This window comes from Mesorhizobium sp. ESP-6-2 (assembly GCF_020164675.1).
In the GTDB taxonomy this organism is placed as follows: Bacteria; Pseudomonadota; Alphaproteobacteria; order Rhizobiales; family Rhizobiaceae; genus Mesorhizobium.
In genome coordinates this window covers 52,972-74,851 of sequence record NZ_JAIUGT010000009.1, presented here as the reverse complement: position 1 = coordinate 74,851, position 21,880 = coordinate 52,972, and the positions used below count along the sequence as shown (strand labels likewise).

20 protein-coding genes and 1 tRNA gene are annotated in these 21,880 nt (G+C 61.6%); 2 read left to right on the top strand and 19 right to left on the bottom strand.

What is annotated here, in order from left to right:
* Positions 1 to 38: 38 nt before the first annotated feature.
* Both LB532_RS22240 and LB532_RS22235 read right to left on the bottom strand, forming a co-directional pair.
* A complete protein-coding gene (locus LB532_RS22240) occupies positions 39 to 2,201 on the bottom strand; it encodes an amylo-alpha-1,6-glucosidase (protein WP_140638324.1) in 2,163 nt (720 codons plus the stop codon).
* Positions 2,202 to 2,246: 45 nt separating this feature from the next.
* Positions 2,247 to 3,305, bottom strand: coding sequence for a glycosyltransferase family 4 protein (locus LB532_RS22235; RefSeq protein WP_140638221.1), 1,059 nt, complete (start codon positions 3,303 to 3,305; stop codon positions 2,247 to 2,249).
* A gap of 38 nt (positions 3,306 to 3,343) precedes the next feature.
* On the opposite strand from LB532_RS22235, the gene LB532_RS22230 reads away from it, so the two are divergent.
* Positions 3,344 to 3,961 (top strand): hypothetical protein, encoded by a 618-nt coding sequence (locus LB532_RS22230; protein WP_224557193.1) that lies wholly within the window; start codon positions 3,344 to 3,346, stop codon positions 3,959 to 3,961.
* A 1-nt stretch (position 3,962) separates the two neighbouring features.
* Here the strand turns inward: LB532_RS22230 and LB532_RS22225 are convergent.
* Positions 3,963 to 4,038 (bottom strand) — tRNA-Lys (locus LB532_RS22225).
* 296 nt (positions 4,039 to 4,334) lie between these two features.
* Between LB532_RS22225 and LB532_RS22220 the strand changes: the two genes are divergently transcribed.
* On the top strand, positions 4,335 to 4,805 hold the full coding sequence (locus LB532_RS22220; RefSeq protein ID WP_140638222.1) for a BA14K family protein: 471 nt from the start codon (positions 4,335 to 4,337) through the stop codon (positions 4,803 to 4,805).
* A gap of 98 nt (positions 4,806 to 4,903) precedes the next feature.
* Here the strand turns inward: LB532_RS22220 and LB532_RS22215 are convergent, their stop codons facing one another.
* The 16 genes from LB532_RS22215 to LB532_RS22140 all read right to left on the bottom strand — a co-directional run bounded on the left by LB532_RS22215 (position 4,904) and on the right by LB532_RS22140 (position 21,706).
* On the bottom strand, positions 4,904 to 5,374 hold the full coding sequence (locus LB532_RS22215) for a DUF6882 domain-containing protein (protein WP_140638223.1): 471 nt from the start codon (positions 5,372 to 5,374) through the stop codon (positions 4,904 to 4,906).
* Between the two features lie 41 nt (positions 5,375 to 5,415).
* Positions 5,416 to 6,909 (bottom strand): glycerol kinase GlpK, encoded by a 1,494-nt coding sequence (glpK, locus tag LB532_RS22210; protein ID WP_140638224.1) that lies wholly within the window; start codon positions 6,907 to 6,909, stop codon positions 5,416 to 5,418.
* 93 nt (positions 6,910 to 7,002) lie between these two features.
* Entirely contained in the window at positions 7,003 to 8,727 is a 1,725-nt protein-coding gene (locus LB532_RS22205) for an ABC transporter substrate-binding protein (protein ID WP_140638225.1), read from the bottom strand.
* Between the two features lie 83 nt (positions 8,728 to 8,810).
* Positions 8,811 to 9,098: a DUF2160 domain-containing protein gene (locus tag LB532_RS22200; RefSeq protein ID WP_140638226.1), complete on the bottom strand. Its 288-nt coding sequence runs from the start codon at positions 9,096 to 9,098 to the stop codon at positions 8,811 to 8,813.
* 2 nt (positions 9,099 to 9,100) lie between these two features.
* The gene (locus tag LB532_RS22195) at positions 9,101 to 10,021 is read right to left on the bottom strand and encodes a carbohydrate ABC transporter permease (RefSeq protein WP_140498790.1); all 921 of its coding nucleotides are present in this window, start codon (positions 10,019 to 10,021) and stop codon (positions 9,101 to 9,103) included.
* Position 10,022: 1 nt separating this feature from the next.
* Positions 10,023 to 10,889 (bottom strand): carbohydrate ABC transporter permease, encoded by an 867-nt coding sequence (locus tag LB532_RS22190; RefSeq protein ID WP_140638227.1) that lies wholly within the window; start codon positions 10,887 to 10,889, stop codon positions 10,023 to 10,025.
* The gene (locus tag LB532_RS22185) at positions 10,890 to 11,957 is read right to left on the bottom strand and encodes an ABC transporter ATP-binding protein (RefSeq protein ID WP_140498794.1); all 1,068 of its coding nucleotides are present in this window, start codon (positions 11,955 to 11,957) and stop codon (positions 10,890 to 10,892) included.
* Positions 11,958 to 11,967: 10 nt separating this feature from the next.
* Positions 11,968 to 13,047, bottom strand: a complete 1,080-nt coding sequence (locus LB532_RS22180; protein ID WP_140638228.1) for an ABC transporter ATP-binding protein — start codon at positions 13,045 to 13,047, stop codon at positions 11,968 to 11,970.
* 36 nt (positions 13,048 to 13,083) lie between these two features.
* Positions 13,084 to 14,610 carry a glycerol-3-phosphate dehydrogenase gene (gene glpD / locus LB532_RS22175; protein WP_140638229.1) on the bottom strand — a complete coding sequence of 509 codons (1,527 nt, stop codon included), beginning with the start codon at positions 14,608 to 14,610 and terminating at the stop codon, positions 13,084 to 13,086.
* A 124-nt stretch (positions 14,611 to 14,734) separates the two neighbouring features.
* On the bottom strand, positions 14,735 to 15,502 hold the full coding sequence (locus LB532_RS22170) for a DeoR/GlpR family DNA-binding transcription regulator (RefSeq protein ID WP_140515319.1): 768 nt from the start codon (positions 15,500 to 15,502) through the stop codon (positions 14,735 to 14,737).
* A gap of 128 nt (positions 15,503 to 15,630) precedes the next feature.
* On the bottom strand, positions 15,631 to 17,040 hold the full coding sequence (locus LB532_RS22165) for a pyridoxal phosphate-dependent decarboxylase family protein (RefSeq protein ID WP_140638230.1): 1,410 nt from the start codon (positions 17,038 to 17,040) through the stop codon (positions 15,631 to 15,633).
* 97 nt (positions 17,041 to 17,137) lie between these two features.
* Positions 17,138 to 17,869, bottom strand: coding sequence for a peptidase (locus LB532_RS22160; RefSeq protein ID WP_140638231.1), 732 nt, complete (start codon positions 17,867 to 17,869; stop codon positions 17,138 to 17,140).
* 132 nt (positions 17,870 to 18,001) lie between these two features.
* Positions 18,002 to 18,796, bottom strand: coding sequence for a transglutaminase domain-containing protein (locus LB532_RS22155; protein WP_140638232.1), 795 nt, complete (start codon positions 18,794 to 18,796; stop codon positions 18,002 to 18,004).
* A gap of 7 nt (positions 18,797 to 18,803) precedes the next feature.
* Entirely contained in the window at positions 18,804 to 19,745 is a 942-nt protein-coding gene (locus tag LB532_RS22150; RefSeq protein WP_140638233.1) for an alpha-E domain-containing protein, read from the bottom strand.
* 139 nt (positions 19,746 to 19,884) lie between these two features.
* Positions 19,885 to 21,297 (bottom strand): circularly permuted type 2 ATP-grasp protein, encoded by a 1,413-nt coding sequence (locus LB532_RS22145; RefSeq protein ID WP_181169266.1) that lies wholly within the window; start codon positions 21,295 to 21,297, stop codon positions 19,885 to 19,887.
* Between the two features lie 172 nt (positions 21,298 to 21,469).
* Positions 21,470 to 21,706, bottom strand: a complete 237-nt coding sequence (locus tag LB532_RS22140) for an Lrp/AsnC family transcriptional regulator (protein ID WP_010909609.1) — start codon at positions 21,704 to 21,706, stop codon at positions 21,470 to 21,472.
* Positions 21,707 to 21,880 lie beyond the last annotated feature (174 nt).

Below are 21,880 nucleotides of genomic sequence, written 5' to 3'. Positions count from 1 at the left end.
GATTGTGCAACGCACGTGGCCGGGTATGGTTCCGGTTTTCAGCTCCGCACAATCAAAGGCGCCAATCCTTCATGGCGGTCGGCCAGGAAGGCGCCCACACGATCCCCTACCCGCTGGAACGTCAGGTCGACTGCCGTGCCCGCCACCGCGAGATGGCGGATCACCAGGCTGTCGATGCCGATTGGCAGGCGTGGCCTTGTGACATGGATTTCGCCGGCCCAGCCGTCGATATGGAGGCCTAGACAGGCCTGCATCAGCATGAAGGCGGAACCTGCCGACCAGGCCTGCGGCAGGCAAGCGACCGGATACGCGATCGGCGCCTCGCCCGGTGCGCGGGTGAAGCCGCAGAAGAGTTCGGGAAGGCGCATGTTGAAATGGACGGCGGATTCGAACGTTCCGCTCATCAGCCGCACCACGTCTTCGCGGATGCCGTATCGCCCCAGACCGGCCGCGCATATCGCGGTGTCGTGCGGCCAGATGGAGCCGTTGTGATACGACATGGGATTGAAGAATATCGCGTCGTCGGCCAGCGTTCTCAGTCCCCAGCCGGTGTGGAAAGAAGCCGACAGCAGCTGATCGGCGACGATCCGCGCCCGATCCGGATTCGGAAGGCCGACATAGAGCAGATGCCCGGCATTGGATGTGCGCACCTCGCAAGGCTGGCCGTCGCCGTCGAGCGCCAGCGCGTAATAGCCCAGCTCTTCGATCCAGAAATGGCTCTCAACCCGCTGGCGGATCTCTTCGGCCTTTCTTTCCCAACCCTCGGCTCTTTCGGTTTCGCCGCGCCGGTGGGCCAGTTTTGCCAGGCCCTGGAACGCTGCGAAAACATAGCCCTGCACCTCGACCAGTGCGATCGGCCCCGTCGGGATGCGACCATCCGCATGAAAGACGGAATCGAAACTGTCCTTCCATCCCTGGTTGGCGAGGCCCGATTCCGCCGCACGCCGGTAGGTGACGAATCCGGTCGGGCCGCTTGCCGCTTCGATCCATTCGGCGGCCGCACATAGCGATTGCCACAGGCCGTCGATAAAGGTCATGTCGCCGGTGCGGTCCGCGTAAGCGCAGGCGAGATGAACATAGAGCGGGGTGGTGTCGACGCCGCCATAGTAGCGGCCGAACGGCAACTCGCTCAGTGCCGTCATTTCGCCCTTGCGCGTTTCATGCATGATCTTGCCGGGCTGAGAGTCGCTGAAAGGCGAGGTTTCGGTCGCCTGATGCTGCGCAAGAAAGGCAAGCACGCCGCGCGCCAGGCCGGGATTGAGCCAGAGCATCTGCAATGCCGAGATCACGCCGTCCCTGCCGAAGGCCGTCGAGAACCACGGAATGCCGGCATAGGGATAGGGGCCGGTCGCGAGTTCGGTGGTGAGCAGCGCCACGTCGGCACGGGCGCGCTCCATCCAGTCGTTGAACACCCTGCCCGAACTGTGCAGCGTCGCACCATGGCGGCGCTTGGCGCGCATGCCGAAACGCGCGCGGGCCGCTGCGGCGCGAAACCGGTCGCGGTCGGGCACATCCGCTATCTCGCTGCCGACCTCCACATACAGCGTCTTGCGGCTACGCTTGGTGACGGCAATGTAGAAATCCGCCCGGTCGGAGGTCAACTCGTCGGGTTTCTGCGAAAACGATATCGTCGACGTACGCACTACCTTGTCCAGGCCTTCATACCGAAGCAGAACCGAGTTCTGGTCCATCTCGGCCGTATGGGCGGTGCCTCGTTTGGCGCGCGTCGAGCCACGAACTTCGAACATGTCGCGGAAATCGGCGGCGAAGCGCAGCGAAAGCAGGACGGTCGAATGTTCCTGGCTGTAGTTGGAAAGGGTCAGGCGCTCATACAGCCGGTCCTCCCACAGCAGCCTGACACGCTCGATGTGGATCGCTCCTTGCGGGATGGGACGGCCGCCGGCGCTCTCTATAGGCAGATTGGTCAGGTTGGAGGTGAACAGGACATTGTCCTGGCTCAGCGATGCGCCCAGCAGCGATGTCGAACGCCCGCCGACCGCCAGGCGGAATTCGGAAAGCACGCGCGTGTCGTCGCGGAAGAAGCCGTCGCCCACACCGCGTATGTCGCCATAGGAATCGGCGACGGCGAAGCAGTCGCCATGCTTGAGTGCGAAGAGCCGGTGCGGTTCCCTCGGCGCGGTTTCGTCCAGGGAGGCCAGGGCTATTGCGGGATCGAGCTTGCGCTCGTCAAGTTGGGTGATGGTCAAGAAGACTGTCCCGTGCTTGTTTCTGAACGGGGCACTGTACTAGGAAGCCCGGATTTGTTGAGTGTCGATTGCCTGTGAATAGGTCGCGACATAGTCGCGCGCCATACGGTCGGCTGAGAACCGTCCTTCGAAAACGGCCCTTATCCGGCGCCTGTCGAGCTGGAGCAGGGCCGGCATGGTAGCGACGGCATCCTCGATGGTTTCGACGACGAAGCCGGTCACACCGTGATCGATGATCTCGGGCATGGCGCCGCAGCTCCAAGCCATGACAGGGGTTCCGCAGGCCATCGCCTCGATTACCGCCAGACCAAAAGGCTCGGGCCAGTCGATGGGAAACAGCAAGGCAGCGGCGTTGCCGAGAAACCTGCTCTTCTGGTCCTCGCTGATCTCGCCGACATATTCGACGCGATCGCCATCGATCAGCGGCTGGACGACCTCCTCGAAATAGGCCCGGTCGCCCTCGCCCACCTTGGCCGCGAGCTTGAGCCTCAGGCCCGTGCGCCTGGCAATCTCGATCGCCCGGTCCGGCCGCTTGTCGCGCGACATCCTGCCAAGGAACGCCAGATATGTGCCGTCGGAGCCGGCTTCAAAATCCGGCCTATAGAGATCGAGCGGCAGCCCATGATGGATGGTCGCCAACCAGTTGGCGGACGTGAGCCTCGTCCTCTGGCTGCGTGAAATGGAAATCATCGGAAAACGCGGGAACCGCTCATAGGCCTGCGCCATATCCACATAGTCCAGCCTGCCATGCGGCGTCGTCACCGTTCGCTCCGGCATATGGCGGAAAAACGGGAAATGCATGAAGTGGCTGAGATGGAAGTGAAGAATGTCGAAATCGTCGGCCTGTCTCCTGACTTCCTCAAGCATCGACAAATGCGCCGCGATCTCCGACTTCAACGGCCGCGGATCGAGGCGCAGCGCCCGTTCCCGGCACGCGACCAGCCGGGCGGAGGTCCTGGTATCGCCGCTGGCAAACAACGTTACATCGTGGCCGAGCCCGACCAGAGCTTCGGTGAGATAGGAGATGATGCGTTCGGTGCCTCCATAGAGCCTTGGCGGCACGGATTCATACAGCGGCGCGATATGGGCGATCTTCATTGGCCTGCGTTCCCTCAATAAGCTGGTCACAGGCAAAAATGCATCAGCGGCGCGATCGTTCCTCCGCCATCGGCAGATGCGTCACTCTCGTGTTTGATGTTCTCCCGGGCGGCCCTATTTCTTTAGGTGCTGGTTCCGTGCGCGACGACCACCCCGAGGAGGTTCCGATGCAGCAACCGAAGGACATTGCGGCCCGGCGGCTGGACATGATCATCGAACAATATGTCGAAGCCAGAAAAAAACAGCGCTTCGGCTATGTTTCGACGGACCAGGCCGCCAGGGTCATTCACAGAATCCTGAAACCCACGCCTTCCGATCCCTCCTTTTCGGATCACGAACTCGACGACATGGTCGCCGCCCTCGCTGTCAAGAACGGATTGGCCGTCGTCTTCGACCGCGGCGTCAGAGGGTCGGTCGGCGGTAGCGAGGCGGAGCTGGACAGAAAGGACCCGGCCATGAGAGCACCAGCGGAAGGCCCCGACGTTGCCGGTGCGGTGGACGCGATCCTGGTTCAGCAAAAAACCGCCCCGCCATCGATGAGGGCGATGATCTCACTGCTGCGCGAACGCACCGGCACCAGCCGATCGGACGCGGACCTGGAAGGACTGATCGCCAAAAAGGCCGCTGTCCTGAATGTGCATTTGTCGCGGGACTGAGTGGTGAGCGCGATGGGATTCGAACCCATGACCTACTGATTAAAAGTCAGTTGCTCTACCGGCTGAGCTACGCGCTCCCGTGGGCTGGAAACGGCGCCCTCGAAATTGCGCGGAACATAGGGAGAGTGCCTCGACCGGTCAACCGGAAAAAACGGGCCACCAAGCCATGCGTACCCGCCGTGCCCGCTCTCCCGGCTGGCCGTTTCGGCAAAGACATGCCGAACCTTCGCCAGGCAGGCGAAAGACCCTGTGGCCTCCATCGATCCCAAACCGGAGAAACATTACAAATCAGCAACTTGCCTTTTCCAGGAACAATTCGCGAGCGTACCCGTTCCTCCGCCACAAGGGACGTCAACCTTTCAAGGAGAAGATCATGAACAAAGTCCTGTCGGGTTTGCTGGCGACCACACTGTCAGCTTCGTTCGCAGTCGCGGCCGCCATGCCGGTCGAAGCCTCACCGGCCTATGTGCCGCAGCCTGCATCTGTCTCGTCCGATGTCCAAACCGTTCAGTACAGGCCGTGGGAGCGGCGCCGTAACTTCCGCGGCGAGTTTCGCGGCAACCGCAACTTCTACCGCGACAACCGCGGAGCCTACTGGAACGGCCATCGCGGCTACCGTGAATACCGGCCGGGCTATCGCCGTCACGGCGATTTCTGGTTCCCGCTTGCTGCTTTCGCCACTGGCGCGCTGATAACCGGCGCGATCGCCAACAACCGGAACCGCGTCTACGAAGGCAATTCGCACGTGCAGTGGTGCTATGACCGTTACCGTTCGTACCGCGCATCCGACAACACGTTCCAGCCGTATAACGGCCCGCGCCAGCAGTGCATTTCACCCTACTGATGGGCGACAGTGTTCGTCAAAGGATAGAAAGTCAAAGCCCGTGCCGGAAATGGCGCGGGCTTTCTGTGGTTGGTCGAAAGACGACAGACAGTTTGTGATCAGTTGGCCCACTTGATGGTCTTCAAGATCAAATACAGACCCCCTTGGACGCTCGGGGAACGGTAGGCTCCCAGTGCATTGCAAATCCTGACCGTGGCGCCGGCCAGTCCCCAGCCGAGCGCCTCGAGGTTGTCGGTATTGGTCACGTAAGCCTGAGCCAGATCATCGATGCCGTTCTCCTCCCCGAAGGATCGAACCCGCTTCGCATCGTCAAGGACCTCCCCCGGCAAGTTTGAATTTGCCCAGGCCCAGAGCCAATTATTGGCTCCGACACTCGTGGTGCCTGCAACCTGGATTTCAGCGACGACCTTGACGACGCCTTCCTCCGAAAAAAGAAGCGTGCCCGCCGTCAAATCATAGTCATAGCGGGACCAGCTACCGAGGCGGAAATCGCGCAGGCGTGTATTCTTGGCCTTCAGCTCGTCGAATGCCTCGTCGCGCCACGCTGGATACCAGTCTGGATGTTTCACGCCCGTTATCCCCTCGCCCGAGCCTTTCACTGCGCTCCTTGCTATGGCACACTCAGCGTCCTGCGAACAGCATCGCGCCACCCCGCCAGCTTGGCCGAGCGTACCGCTGGTTCCATGTCCGGTCTGAAGCGCCGGTCGAGCGCCCATGTCTTGGCGAATTCCCGCGCCTTCGGCCACACGCCCGCCTTCGAGCCGGCGAGCCAGGCGGCACCGAGCGCGGTTGTCTCCAGAATGGTCGGACGGTCGACCGGAGCGTCGAGAATGTCGGCCAGCCGTTGCATGGTCCAGTCGGATGCCACCATGCCGCCATCGACCCGAAGCACCGTCTTGGCCGCCGTACCCTTCCAATCCTTGCGCATGGCATCGAGCAGATCGCGCGTCTGGTAGGCGACGGATTCGAGCGCGGCGCGGGCAAACTCCGGCGGTCCCGAATTGCGGGTCAGGCCGAAGATCGCACCCCGCGCCTCGGCATCCCAGTGGGGCGCGCCGAGCCCGACAAAGGCCGGCACCAGATACACATCCTGGGTCGGATCGGCCTCGGCCGCCAGCTTGCCGCTCTGTTCGGCCTTGCCGATCACCTTGATGCCATCGCGCAACCACTGTACGGCGGCGCCGGCGATGAAGATCGATCCTTCCAGCGCATAGGTGGTCTTGCCGTTCAGCCGATAGGCAATCGTGGTCAACAGCCGGTTCTTCGAGCGCACCAGATCGGCGCCGGTGTTGAGCAGCGCGAAACAGCCGGTGCCGTAGGTCGATTTCATCATGCCGGGCTCGAAACAGGCCTGGCCGATGGTCGCTGCATGCTGGTCGCCCGCAACACCGAGGATCCTAATCTCGGCACCAAAGAGATTTTTCTGGGTGATTCCAAAATCATCGGCGCAGTCCTTCACCTCGGGGAGCATCCTTGCCGGAACGTTCAGGATGGCCAGCAGCTCGTCGTCCCAGGCATTCTTCTCGATGTTGTAGACCAGCGTGCGGGAGGCGTTTGTGGCGTCGGTGGCATGCACCTTGCCGCCGGTCAGACGCCAGATCAGGAAACTGTCGATGGTGCCGGCCAGCAATTCGCCTTTCTCGGCGCGTCTCCTGGCGCCTTTCACCTTGTCCAGCATCCAGGCTATCTTCGTGCCGGAGAAATACGGATCGAGCAGCAGGCCGGTCTTCCTGGTGAAGGTCTTTTCCAATCCCTGCTTCTTCAGCTTCCGGCATAGCGGCGCGGTGCGCCGGTCCTGCCAGACGATCGCGTTGTGGATCGGCTTGCCGGTGGCCCTGTCCCAGATGACGACGGTCTCGCGCTGGTTGGTGATGCCGAGCGCGGCAATGTCCGATGCCTCCCGCCCGGCATTCTTCAATGCGCCCTTCACGGTCGCCACGACGCTGTCCCAGATATCTTCCGGATCATGTTCGACCCAGCCGGAAGCAGGATAGTGCTGGGTGAATTCTTGCTGGCTGCTGCCGACGACTTTCATGTCGCGGTCGAACAAAATCGACCGGCTCGATGTCGTGCCTTGGTCGATTGCCAGGACAAAGCCATTCATTCGCACTTCCTCCGTCATGATACAAAGAAGGGAGACGGCAACGTGCCGCCTCCCTGAATTTCACACGGGCGCGAGCGCCCGCATAGGACAGTCCTACTTCTGCCAGCTCTTGACCAGTTCGTCATAGTTGATGGTCTGCGGCTTCTCCTTCTCGTTTTCGATCTTGAGCTGAGGAGCGAGATTGCCGGCCTTGACCGCGTCGGCGTTCCAGTAGGCGAGATCATGTTCCTGGGCGAGCTTCGGCCCGATATCGCCCTGGACGCCGGACCTCTCGATGCGGCCCATGACCTTCTCCTGCTCGGCGCAAAGCGAATCCATCGCCTCCTGGGCGCTCTTTGCGCCCGACGAGGCATCGCCGATCGCCTGCCACCACAGCTGTGCCAGCTTCGGATAGTCCGGCACGTTGGTGCCGGTCGGCGACCATTGCACGCGGGCCGGCGAGCGATAGAACTCGATCAGGCCGCCGAGCTTCGGCGCGCGCTCCGTAAAGCTCTTGTCGTGAATGGTGGAGTCGCGGATGAAGGTGAGGCCGACATGGCTCTTCTTCACGTCCACCGTCTTCGAGGTGACGAACTGGGCGTAGAGCCAGGCGGCCTTGGCACGGTCGGTCGGGGTCGACTTCATCAGCGTCCACGAACCGACATCCTGGTAGCCGAGCTTCATGCCGTCCTTCCAGTAGACGCCGTGCGGCGACGGAGCCATGCGCCATTTCGGCGTGCCATCGTCGTTCATGACGGGTAGGCCGGGCTTGACCATGTCGGCGGTGAAGGCCGTGTACCAGAATATCTGCTGGGCGATGTTGCCCTGCGCGGGAACCGGGCCGGACTCCGAGAAGGTCATGCCCTGCGCTTCCTGCGGTGCGTAGGCCTTCAGCCAGTCGAGATACTTCTGGATGGAATAGACGGCGGCTGGACCGTTGGTATCGCCGCCACGGGCCACGCAAGAGCCGACCGGACGCGAGTTCTGGTCGACCTTGATGCCCCATTCGTCGACCGGCAGACCGTTAGGAATGCCCTTGTCGCCATTGCCGGCCATGGACAGCCAGGCATCGGTGAAGCGCCAGCCGAGCGACGGGTCCTTCTTGCCGTAGTCCATATGGCCGTAGACCTTCTTGCCGTCGACGTCGCGGCCGGTGAAGAACTCGGCAATGTCCTCATAGGCAGACCAGTTGACGGGAACGCCGAGATCGTAGCCGTACTTGGCCTTGAAGTCGGCCTTGTTCTTCTCGTCGTTGAACCAGTCGTAGCGGAACCAGTAGAGGTTGGCGAACTGCTGGTCGGGAAGCTGATAGAGCTTCTTGTCTGGCGCGGTCGTGAAGGAGGTACCGATGAAATCCTTCAGGTCGAGATTCGGATTGGTGACGTCCTTGCCGTCGCCCTCCATCCAGTCGGTCAGGTTGCGCACCTGCTGGTAGCGCCAGTGCGTGCCGATAAGGTCGGAATCGTTGACCCAGCCGTCATAAAGGTTCTGGCCGGTCTGCATCTGGGTCTGGATCTTCTCGACGACGTCACCTTCCTGGATGACGTCATGCGTGACCTTGATGCCAGTGATGGCGGTGAAGGCCGGCGCCAGCACCTGCGATTCATACTGGTGGGTGGCGATGGTTTCCGACACGACCTTGATGTCCATGCCGGCGAACGGCTTGGCCGCATCGATGAACCACTGCATTTCCTTTTCCTGATCGGCGCGCGAAAGCGTCGACAGATCGCCTATCTCCTTGTCCAGGAAAGCTTTTGCCTCGTCCATGCCGGCGTAGGCGTTGCCCACGCCGAGCAGCAGGACAAGGGCGGTGGTCGATGTTAAAAATTGCCGTCGCATTGTGTTTCCTCCACGTTTTGAAAAGATTTCAAGTGCGATCTGGAGCGGTCGCCAGCAAGGCGGCCGCTCCAACAGTTCCCCCTCTATACGTAGCGGAAGACGCCGATGGCGTAGACCACGGAGAGAGCGAGAGCCCACCACAGACTGGGTCCGACAAGACCCAGCCAAGCGAGATGGATGAAGGCGCTGCCAAGCAGCGAAACGAAGAGACGGTCGCCGCGCGTCGTCTTGAAACGCAGCACGCCGATGCGCGGATTGCCGCCCGGCGAGGCATATTCCCAGACACCCATGCCAACCAGCAGCAGCGCTATGACGGCGAAGAAGGCGGCCGTCGGCCAGGTCCACGCCATCCACGAGAAGTCGAGGTTCATGGTCACACCCTCCCCAGGGCGAAGCCCTTGGCGATGTAGTTGCGGACGAACCAGATGACGAGCGCCCCGGGGATCAGCGTCAGCACGCCGGCTGCAGCGAGCAGGCCCCAGTCCATTCCCGACGCCGACACAGTGCGGGTCATGGTAGCGGCGATCGGCTTGGCATCGGTGGTGGTCAGCGTTCGGGCGATGAGCAGTTCCACCCATGAGAACATGAAGCAGAAGAAGCAGGCTACGCCGATGCCGCTGGCGATCAGCGGCATGAATATCTTCACGAAAAAACGCGGAAACGAATAGCCGTCTATGTAGGCCGTTTCGTCGATCTCCTTCGGCACCCCGGACATGAAGCCCTCAAGGATCCACACCGCCAGCGGCACGTTGAACAGGCAGTGCGCCAGCGCCACCGCGATATGCGTGTCGATGAGGCCAAATGCCGAATAAAGCTGGAAGAACGGCAGCGCGAATACCGCCGGCGGTGCCATGCGGTTGGTCAAAAGCCAGAAAAACAGATGCTTGTCACCGAGGAACCGGTAGCGCGAAAAGGCATAGGCCGCCGGCAGCGCCACGGCGACCGAGATCACCATGTTCATCACCACATAGGTGATCGAATTGATGTAGCCCGAATACCACGACGCATCGGTGAAGATGATGGTGTAGTTGCGCAGCGTCGGCGCATGCGGATAGAGCGTCAGCGAATTGACGATCTCCGCATTGGTCTTGAAGCTCATATTGATGAGCCAGTAGATCGGCAGCAGCAGGACGATGATGTAGAGCGTCGGCACGATCCACCACCAGCGCGATTCCTCGCCACGGCGGCGCATGCGCCTGTCCAGTTCGCTTTGCGACAGCGAACTGGCGAGTCTTTCCGAAGCGGCGGTCCCGTTCACCAGGTTGCGCTCGGTGCGTTCGTTGGCGCCGGCCATATCAGCGCTCCGCATCGTAGTTGGTCATCACGGTGTAGAACACCCACGACAACAACAGGATGATCAGGAAGTAGACCAGCGACATCGCCGCCGCCGGACCGAGGTCGAACTGTCCGAGCGCGGTCTTGACGAGGTCGATCGACAGGAAGGTCGTCGAATTGCCCGGACCGCCGCCGGTGACGACGAAGGGCTCCGTGTAGATCATGAAACTGTCCATGAAACGCAGCAGCACGGCAATCAGGAGCACGCGCTGCATCTTCGGCAATTGGATGTAGCGGAACACCGCCCAGCGCGAGGCGCCATCGATCTTGGCCGCCTGGTAGAAGGCATCGGGGATCGAGACCAGGCCGGCATAGCAGAGCAGCACGACGAGGCTGGTCCAATGCCAGACGTCCATGATGATGACGGTAACCCAGGCGTCGAACGGATCCTGCACGTAATTGAAGTCGATGCCGAGCGCGTTGACGTAATAGCCGAGCAGGCCGATATCGTTGCGGCCGAACACCTGCCAGATGGTGCCGACGACATTCCACGGGATCAAGAGCGGCAGCGCCATCAGCACCAGGCAGACCGGCACGCCCCAGCCCTTTTTGGGCATGTTGAGGGCAATGAAAATGCCAAGCGGCACTTGGATCGCCAGGATGATGAAGGAGAAGATCAGGTTGCGCACCATGGCTTCCCAGAAGCGATCGGAATGCAGCAACTCCTCGAACCATTCGGTCCCCGCCCAGAAGAAGACGTTGTTGCCGAACGTGTCCTGTACCGAGTAGTTGACGACGGTCATCAGGGGGATGACGGCCGAGAACGCCACCAGCACGAGCATCGGCAGCACGAGGAACCAGGCCTTGTTGTTCCAGGGCTTTTCCATTTACGCCCCCATCTCGACACGCCAGGAATCGGCGTAGATGTTGATCCCGGCTGGATCGAACCGCACTTTTGGATCGGCGGGAACGGTTTCGTCCTCGCCGATGACGGCGGCGATCTCGCGGCCTTCCAGACTGGCGCGCACGACCTTGTGGCGGCCCACATCCTCGACCTTGCTGACGTGGACGGCCATGCCATCGCGGCCGAGCCTGACATATTCGGGACGGATGCCGAGTTCGACGACGCCGCTTCCGGCCTTCGGCGCGCCTGGCAATTGGATGCGCTGGGAGCCAAGCGTCGCTGTCTTGCCATCGATCGCTACCGGCATGACGTTCATGCCGGGCGAGCCGATGAAGTAGCCGACGAAGGTGTGGCGCGGCCGCTCGAACAGCTCGGCCGGCGTGCCGATCTGCACGATGCCGCCATCATACATGACCACCACCTGGTCGGCGAAGGTCAGCGCCTCTGTCTGGTCGTGCGTGACATAGACCATGGTGTAGCCGAAGCGGCGATGAAGCTGCTTCAACTGCGAGCGCAGCACCCACTTCATGTGCGGGTCGATGACGGTCAGCGGTTCGTCGAACAGGATCGCATTGACATCCGAGCGCACCAGTCCGCGGCCGAGCGAGATCTTCTGCTTCTGGTCGGCGGTCAGGCCCCTCGCCTTCTTCCTGGCCCAGTCTGCCAGGTCGATCATGTCGAGCGTCTCGCGCACCTTGCGGTCGACGTCGGCCTCCGGAACGCCGCGGTTGCGCAGCGGGAAGGCCAGGTTGTCGTAGACGGTCATCGTGTCGTAGATGACCGGGAACTGGAACACCTGGGCGATGTTGCGCTCCTGCGTCGACAACCGGGTGACGTCCCTGCCGTTGAACAGCAATTGGCCGTGCGATGGGTGGAGCAGGCCCGAAATGATGTTGAGCAGCGTGGTCTTGCCGCAGCCGGATGGGCCTAGCAGCGCATAGGCGCCACCGTCCTCGAAAGTGTGGTGCACCTCCCGCAGTGCGAAATCCGCATCGGTGCGCGGGTTCGGCAGATATGAGTGCCTGACATGGTTGACGTCGATGCGCGCCATCGTTTTCTCCTCAGGCCGCCAGCTTTGCCGCGGCCACGGCGACGCCATGTTGGTCGAAAACCAGGATGTGACGCGGGTCGATGAACACTTCGACCACGTCGTCGGTCTCGAAATCGCGGATGCCATGGGTCAGCATCACCCAGCGCGCGTCGGCAAAATCAAGATGGATGAAGCTTTCCGAGCCGGTGATCTCGGTGATGGTGACCTTTGCCCGCACCGGCACGGCACTCGCATTCGGCCGCTCGAGCGACAGATGGTGCGGCTGGAAGCCGATCGTGTAATTGCCGTCGGCAATGCCGACAAGTTCCGGCGGCACCGGCAGCTTGACGCCGCCCTCCAGCAGGAAATCGGGCCCGTTCTTGGCCAGCACGATCGTGTTGAGCGGCGGATCGGCGAAGGTCCTTGCCGTCACCAGGTCGACCGGTTTGCGGAACACCTCGATGGTCGGGCCGAACTGGGTGATGCGGCCTTGCGACAGCGTCGCCGTGTTGCCACCGAGCAGCAGCGCCTCGTGCGGTTCGGTCGTGGCATAGACGAAGATGGTGCCGGCGGCGGCGAATATCCTCGGCAGTTCTGCGCGCAATTCCTCGCGCAGCTTGTAGTCGAGATTGGCGAGCGGCTCGTCTAGCAGCACCAGGCTTGCGTTCTTGACGATGGCGCGCGCCAGCGCGGTGCGCTGCTGCTGGCCACCGGACAGGCTGAGCGGCGTGCGGTCCAAATAGGGCGTCAGCTTGAGCAGGGCAGCGGCTTCACGCACCTGACTGTCGATCTTGGCCTTCTCGACGCCCGCTACCCGCAGTGGCGAAGCGATGTTTTCGTAGACGCTCATCGCGGGATAGTTGATGAACTGCTGGTAGACCATGGCAATCTTGCGCTTCTGAACAGGCTGTCCGGTGACGTCCTTGCCGTCGAACCAGACCGAGCCGGAAGTCGGCGCGTCGAGGCCGGCCATCAGCCGCATCAGGCTGGTCTTGCCGGACAGCGTCGGCCCGAGCAGCACGTTCAGCGAGCCATGCTGGAGCGTCAGCGACACGTCGCGGATATGCTCCACCGCGCCGACCGTCTTGGTGACGTTCCTCAGTTCCAGCATGATGCCTCCTCCCAGGCCTTGTGCATCAGCAGCCCTTCATTCCGCGGCCGCGACGTGGCGGCGACTTATGCCGCGCATGAATTCATCCAACGCCGCCGTCTGCTCGCGGCTGAAATGCAGGCCGCGCTTGGTCCGGCGCCACAGCACATCTTGCGATGTGACGGCCCATTCGTTCTCGACGAGGTAGCGGACCTCGGCCTCGTAAAGGTCGGCGCCGAAATTGCGGCCGAGGTCGGCATTCGATTTGGCAAGGCCAAGCAGCATCTGCGCGCGCGTGCCGTAGAGCCGCGTGAGCCGGCGCGCCAAACGCTGGTCGAGAAAGGGATAGGCGCTCTTCAGCCTCGCCACTTGCGCATCAAAACCGGTCGCCGCGAAATCGCCGCCCGGCAGCGGCGCATTTGCCGTCCACGGCTTGCCGCGCCTGCCGAGAAAGCCTTCGATCTTCTCCAGCATCGATTCCGACAGCCGGCGATAGGTGGTGATCTTGCCGCCGAACGTGTTGACGATCGGGGCTGTGCCCTCGCCGCCATCGGCCTTCAGCACATAGTCGCGGGTGGCCTCCTGCGCCTTCGAAGCGCCATCGTCATAGAGCGGACGCACGGCCGAATAGGTCCAGACGATATCCGAACGCTTGACGGGTTGGGCGAAATACTCGCTTGCCGCGGCGCAGAGATAGTCGATCTCGGTGTCGCTGATCTTCACGTCGTGCGGATCGCCGGGATAGTCCTGGTCGGTGGTGCCGATCAGCGTGAACTCGTCCTCATAAGGAATGGCGAAGATGATGCGGCCATCCTTGTTCTGGAAGAAATAGGCGCGCGGATCGTCGAATTTCTTCGCGATGACGATGTGACTGCCCTGCACGAGGCGAACATTGTGCACATCGTTGAGGCCGACGACGCCGGAAAGCACATGATCGACCCAGGGGCCGGCGGCATTGACCAGCAGCCGCGCCTTGACCTCTTCGGTCTCGCCGGTCCGCAGATTTTCGATCCTGATCGTCCACAGCCCGCCTTCGCGGCGCGCCCCGACCACCTTGGTGCGGGTGCGGATGGTGGCGCCCCGGTCGGCGGCGTCACGCGCGTTCAGCGTCACCAGCCGCGCATCGTTTACCCAGCCATCGGAATATTCGAAGGCCTTCTTGAACAATGGTTTCAATGGCTTGCCGGCAGGGTCTGTGGTCATGTCCAGGGTCCTGGTCGCCGGCAGCAATTTGCGCCCGCCAATATGATCGTAAAGGAAAAGGCCGAGCCTGATCAGCCAGGCCGGACGCAGGCCCTTGGCATAGGGCAGCACGAAGCGCATCGGCCAGATGATGTGCGGCGCGTTCTTCCACAGCACCTCGCGTTCCATCAGCGCTTCACGCACTAGGCGGAATTCGTAGAATTCGAGATAACGCAGGCCACCATGGATCAGCTTGGTCGAGCCTGAGGAGGTTCCGCTGGCGAGATCGTCCATCTCGGCAAGAAATACCGAAAACCCGCGGCCGGCGGCATCACGGGCAATGCCGCAGCCATTGATGCCGCCGCCTATGACGAAAATGTCACGGATCGAAGATGCGTCCACCAAGTCCTCCAACAATTTCGCAATGCACCATTTGGCTCTTTTGCGAAACCGTGGCGGGATTATTTCGAACTCATAACGAATGTCAAACGAAATATCACAAGGCCGTGAAAGCGCTACAGCATCCTCAATCGAGCGAGGTTTCGATCAGTTGAACCTCGGCCTCCTGGCAGATCTTGCGCACCGATGGGATATCGCAGCGGTCGGTGATGAAGGTGTTGACCTGCGACAGATGGCCGATGCGAACCGGCGCCGTGCGCTCGAATTTGGTCCGGTCGGATACCAGGATGACGTGCCTGGCATTGGCGATGATGGCTTGCGCGACCTTGACCTCGCGGAAATCGAAATCGAGCAAGGCGCCGTCATGGTCGATTGCCGAGGCGCCGATGACGGCGTAGTCGACTTTGAACTGCCTGATGAAATCCACCGCCGCCTCGCCGACGACGCCGCCATCCGAGCCGCGAACCACCCCGCCCGCGATCACCACCTCGATCGAAGGATAAATGCGCATCCTGTTGGCAACATTGATGTTATTGGTGATGACCATGAGGCCGCTGTGATCCAGCAGCGCCTTGCTGACCGACTCCGTCGTGGTGCCGATGTTGATGAACAGCGAGGCGTTGTCCGGGATCAGCCTGGCGGCCGCGCTGCCGATCGCCTCCTTCTCCTCGGCGGCGATCTTGCGCCTGGCTTCGTACTCCATGTTCTCGATGCCGGAAGGAAACAGGGCGCCGCCATGGATGCGCGACAGCAACCGCTGGTCGCAAAGATCGTTGAGGTCCTTGCGGATGGTTTGCGGCGTGACGTTGAAGTGGGTGGCCAGATCGTCGACCAGAACGCGGCCATGATCCTTGGCCATTTGGACGATTTCGGCATGGCGCGGCGACAGATACATCTGAAGACCTTCTGCTTTCGTTTTTCTTGACCATAGACGAAAACGAAAGCAATGAAAAGGCGTGAGCCGGCTAATGGAAACCACATGATAGCAAAGGCAAACTTGGTCGCAGTTCCGACTCAGCCGGTTCAGGTTAGTCCGCGCGCGATTTCGGTGATCGGGGCAAAAGCCGAATCGACATCCGCCGCGGTCGCCTCGAACTGGCCGACCTGGAAGCGGATGGCGACGCGCCCGTTCACCCTGGTCTGTGTCAGGTAGATGCGTCCGTCATCATTGATCGCATTGACCAGCCGGAGATTGTGCTCGTCGGCATCCGCTCCATTCGCCTTGTGCCGGAACGAAAACAGCGACAGCATTGGCTCGGTGACGATCTCGAAATCCGGCTCGTCGGCCAGGCGCGCTGCCAGGCCTTCGCTCCAGGCGACGTGGTTGCGGATCATCGTGCGCAGGCCTTCCAGTCCATGCGCGCGCAGCAGGAACCACAGTTTCAGCGCGCGGAAGCGACGGCCGAGCGGCACCGACCATTCGGAATAATTGATGATGCCGTCATGACCGTGCGTCTTCAGATAATCCGGCTTGATGGCGAGCGTCCTGACATGGCTTTCGGGGTCGCGCAGGAACTGGATCGAGCAGTCGAACTGCGCGCCAAGCCATTTGTGCGGGTTGAAGACGATAGAATCCGCCTGCTCCACACCGGCCCAGAAATGCCGGTATTCCGGGCAGATCATCGCCGATCCCGCCCAGGCGGCATCGACGTGAAGATAGACCCCGTGGCGTTTGGCGATCGCGGCGACGCCGGCGATATCGTCAGTGCCACCAGTGCTGGTGCCGCCGACGCAGGCGATGATACCCGCCGGCAGCAGGCCTGCCTTCTTGTCGGCGACGATTGCCGCCTCGAGGGCCGCCATGTCCATGGCGCGAAAGCGGCCGGCAACCGGAATGCGCACGAGATTGTCCTCGCCGATGCCGGCTACCCAGATCGCCCGGTCGATCGAGGTATGCACCTGATCCGACGAATAGACGCGCAACCGCGCCTGCCCCGTCAGGCCCTTTTTGTTGCCTTGCCAGTCGAGCGCGCGTTCGCGCATCGTCAGCACCGCCGCCAGCGTCGCCGAGGAAGCAGAATCCTGGATGACGCCGGAAAAACCTTCCGGCAGGCCGAGCGCCTGGCGCATCCAATCGACAGTCCGCGTTTCGAGTTCCGTCGCTGCCGGCGAGGTCTGCCACAGCATGCACTGCGCGGCCATCGCAGAGACCAGATACTCAGCCACCACAGAAACTGGTGCTGCGTTGGCCGGAAAATAGGCGAAGAAGCGGGGATGCTGCCAATGCGTCATCCCCGGCACGATCTTCTCCTCGAAATCGGCGAAGATCCTGTCCATCGGCTCCGCGTCTTCAGGCGGCGACGCTTCTATGCTCCTGAATATGTCGCCGGGCTCGATCCGAGGCCGCACCGGGCGCTGGCGCAGCGTTTCGCGGTAGTCGGCGCCCCACTCAGCGACCCGCCGCGACCATTGCCGGAAATCATCACTGTTCATCCTGTCCTCCCGACATGATCGCTTCACCGGCGCCCTTCGCCCGGTTTTCAAAACGACTGTTAAACTTTTGCAACCACCGGAGAAATCCGGCACGTCCTTATCCCGGGAAATCCGGCAGACTGGCAAAGGCCGTCTTCAAGGCGCTCGACCAGCCGTCGGAGATCGTGCGGTAGTACGGGTCGTCATGGCCGATCCGCTTCTTCAACCCTACCTGGAAGGCGTCCTTTTCCAGGAAGAGCAGATCCAGCGGGAGCCCGACCGACAGGTTCGACTTCAGCGTGGAATCGAACGACACCAGAAGCAGCTTCACGGTCTCCGCGAGACTCATCGACCGGTCATAAGCGCGGATGATGATCGGCTTGCCGTATTTGGTTTCGCCGATCTGGAAAAAGGGCGTGTCATCCGTCGATTCGATGAAATTGCCCTCGGGATAGATCATGAACAGGCGCGGTGCGCTGCCCTTTATCTGGCCGCCCAGGATAAAGGAGGCGTTGAAGTAGGAATCGGCCTTGTCGCCGGCGGGCGAGGCATGTGCGATGACGTCCTTGACGGTTTCGCCGACCAGCCGCACCGTCTGGTACATGGACGGCGTTTCGAGCACTGCCGCGTGCCGTTCGCCAACCGCCTTGGTGCGCTCGTCGAGCACGCTGATCACGGCTTGCGTCGTCGCCAGATTGCCGGCCGACATCAGCACGATGACGCGCTCACCGGGGTCTTCCCAGACATGCATCTTCTTGAAAGTGGAGATCGAGTCCATGCCGGCATTGGTGCGCGTGTCCGACATGAACACGAGCCCGCGATCGATCTTGAGGCCGACGCAATAGGTCATGGTTTACTCTTCCGGCAGCGAACCCTAAAAGCGCGTCGCGTCGGAACGGATCCATGCGGCGCGCTGAGGTCCTTGTTTTCATGCATGTCGTCACCCAAACCAAGGTGGCGTTGGACGACCTGCATCAGGTGATTACTGCTCCACCGTGACGGTGACGGCAAGCCGCTCTTGCGCCTGTCCCAGCAGAATCCCCGAAACCGGCGACGCATCGCGATAGTCGCGCCCCGTCGCCACTCTCACATAGCGCTCATCAGGAGAGATACCGTTGGAGGGGTCGAAGGCAACCCAGCCGAGGCCCTGAACATGCGCTTCGGCCCAGGCATGGCTTGCCGCCTGCTCGATGGCCGCGTCCATCATCAGATAGCCGCTGACATAGCGTGCCGGGAAACCCATGGCGCGCGCGGTGGCGGCAAAGATATGGCTATGATCCTGGCAGACCCCGGTTTTCAGCGCGAGGGCCTCTTCAGCCGGGGTCGTCGCATTGGTGATGCCCGGCGCATAGGCGACCCGCTCGGAGATGATAGCCATCAGACGGTGCAGTCTCTCGATATCGGTGCCCTTGCCGACTGTCTCGGCGAGTGCGCGAATGCCATCGCCTATCATGGTCAAAGGCGTCTCCTGCGCGAACAGCCAGAGCGGCGCGAACCCCTGATGCGGCCCACAAACGCCCGATGTATCGCGCGTCACCACCTCGCCTGATGCCTCGACCGTGATGAAATCATGGTCACCCTCGACGCTCAACAATCGGGTCTCATTGCCGTAGTGGTCGGCAAATCGCACTTCCTCGCGCGCGCCTTCCACCTCCACGGCCCAGGACAGCACCGTCTGCGTCCGCCCGCTCACTGGAAGCAGCCGTAGCCGCTGCAGCAGGTACTGCACCGGTGCGTCGTAACGGTATTCGGTCCGATGGGTGATCTTGAGCCGCATGGCCTCCTCAATAGAACCTGTAATCCTGCGCGATCTCGTCGCCGAGCCTGGTGTTGTCGCGAATGAAGCCGGCAAGGAATTCATGCAGGCCGGCGTCGAAAATATCCTTGATCGAGCCTGCCCGCAGCATGGCCTGGGTTTTTTCCGCCGTTGCATGGCAGGCATGGCGCTCGCCATAGTCGTCGCCGAGAAACTTCAGGTGCTCGGCCAGGAAGCGATAGCAGAAGGTGAGCGATCGCGGCATGCGCACATTGAGAATCAGGTAGTCGGCGATGTTGGTCGGCTTGTAGTCGGCGTCGTAGACCCAGCGGTAGGAACGGTGCGCCGATACCGAGCGCAGGATCGATTCCCACTGGTAATTGTCGAGCGTCGAGCCGACCCAGGAGATCGACGGCAAGAGGACGTAGTACTTCACGTCGAGGATGCGCGCCGTATTGTCGGCGCGCTCGACGTAGGTGCCGAGCTGCGAGAAATCGAAGATCTCGTTGCGCAGCATGGTGCCGTAGAACGAGCCGCGGATCAGCGCCGTTTCGCGCTTGATCGCATCGAGCACGTTTGGCAGGTCACGCTCGTCGATCGGCCTTGCCAGCATGCGCTTCAGCGCCATCCAGGCCTCGTTGATGCTTTCCCAGGTCTCGCGCGTCAGCGCGGTGCGCACCATGCGGGCATTGTTGCGTGCAGTCTCGATCGACGACATCGTGCTCGACGGGTTCGACGTGTCGCGCAAAAGGAAGTCGGCTACATCAGCCGCCGTATAGTCCTGATACTTCTGCGTGTATGCGACGTCGGAGCCGGCGCTGAGCAGCACCGAATTCCACTCTTCCGACGCGCTCTGCGTGCGCGTCAGCGCCATGCGCAGGCCCGCATCGACCAGACGCGCCATGTTTTCCGCACGCTCGATATAGCGGTTCATCCAGTAGAGCCCGTTGGCGGTGCGGCCGAGAAGCATGGAATGGCCCTTCGGGCTAGTGAGTAGTTATTAGTGAGTAGTTATTAGTGAGTAGCGAATAGTAAGCAATTGAATCTCAATGGAATATGGCATTTCCCGTCCCCTGTACTGCCTACTGACTATTCCCTACTCACTCATCTCAATCATCCAGCACCCAGGTATCCTTCGTGCCGCCGCCTTGGGAGGAATTGACCACCAGAGAGCCCTCCTTGAGCGCGACGCGCGTCAGCCCGCCCGGCACGATCTGGATGCGGTCGGAGACCAGCACATAGGGCCTCAGATCGACATGGCGTGGCGACAGGCCCTTTTCGGTCAGGATCGGACAGGTCGAGAGCGCCAGCGTCGGCTGGGCGATGTAATTGGACGGCTTGGCCTGCAGCTTCGTGGCAAAGTCCTGGCATTCCTTCCTGGTCGCCGCCGGTCCGACCAGCATGCCGTAGCCGCCGGAACCGTGCACTTCCTTGATCACCAACTCATCGATGTGTTCGAGCACGTACTTCAGGCTGTCCGGCTCCGAACAGCGCCAGGTCGGGATATTGCCAAGGATCGCCTTGCGGCCGGTGTAGAACTCGACGATTTCGGGCATGTAGGAATAGATCGCCTTGTCGTCGGCGATGCCGGTTCCCGGCGCATTGGCGATCGTGATGTTGCCGGCCCGGTAGACATCCATGATGCCGGGCACACCAAGCGCGGAATCTGGACGGAAGGTCAGCGGATCGAGGAAGGCATCGTCGACCCGGCGATAGAGCACGTCGATCTGCTTGTAGCCTTCGGTCGTGCGCATCGCGACATGACCGTCCACCACGCGCAAATCCTGCCCCTCGACCAGTTGCACGCCCATCTGATCGGCCAGGAAGGCATGTTCGAAATAGGCGGAGTTGTAGCTGCCGGGCGTCAGCACGGCGATGGTCGGCGTGCCCTTGGCGTTCTGCGGCCGCACCGCCGCCAGCGACTGGCGCAAAAGCTGCGGATAGTTCTCCACCGGCCGCACCTTGATCTGTTGGAACAGCTCGGGGAAGAGCTGCATCATCGTCTCGCGGTTTTCCAGCATGTAGGAAACGCCCGATGGGGTGCGCGCATTGTCCTCCAGCACGTAGAACTCGTTTTCGCTGATGCGCACGATGTCGACGCCGATGATGTGGGTGTAGACGCCGGCGGGCGGCCTGACCCCGATCATCTCGGGCAGGAAGGCTTCGTTCCTGGCGATCAGGTCGCGGGGAACGCGTCCGGCCCGCAGGATTTCCTGGCGGTGATAGATATCGTCGAGAAAGGCGTTCAGCGCCTGCACGCGCTGCTCGATGCCTTGCGTGAGGCGGCGCCACTCATTGCCAGAAATGATGCGCGGAACGATGTCGAAGGGGATAAGCCGCTCGGAGGCTTCCTGCTCGCCATAGACGGCGAAGGTGATGCCGGTTTTGCGGAAGACGCGTTCGGCGTCCTGCATTTTCTCGGTGAGCCTGGCCGGGTCCTGCTCTTTCAGCCAGCGATCGTAAGCCGAATACGGTCTTCTAAGTCCGGAGACCTCCGGAAGCATTTCATCGAACGCTGCCAATCGCATACTCCCCTGTGACGCCATTTCACTGGCGCCGCCGGAGAAAATCAAGCGCAATCGGTGATTTGAGGGATGCGAACCAGCCAGTATATCGCAACTGCCTAAAATCAAGGCAGCAGGAATATGACCTTGATCACACTTTGCCTCGTGCCCGGGCAGGCGAGGACAACAGCTAAAAGGCCCGGAAGGTGACGACGGTGAACGTGTCCTTTATGCCGGGGAGAATCTGCACCTTCTCGTTGACGAAGTGGCCGACATCCTCCTCGTCGTCGACATAGAACTTGGCGAGCAGATCGTAGTTTCCGGCGGTGGAGTAGATTTCCGAGGCGATCTCGGCATCGGCAAGCGCGCTGGCAACCTCATAGGACTTGCCCAGCTCGCATTTGATCTGCACGAAAAACGCCTTCATGGCTCCGTCCTGCTCATACGCACAAGCGGCTCTTCTGGCAGACTGGAGCCGGGCTTTCAAGCGCCGGAATCAAGGCTCAGGCTGCCCGCGCGCGAGCAAAACGCCGATGCGAGACGAATGTTCGCCATCGCTGAAACCATGAAGCGCCGCCAAGCGTATGTTATCATACCTCCT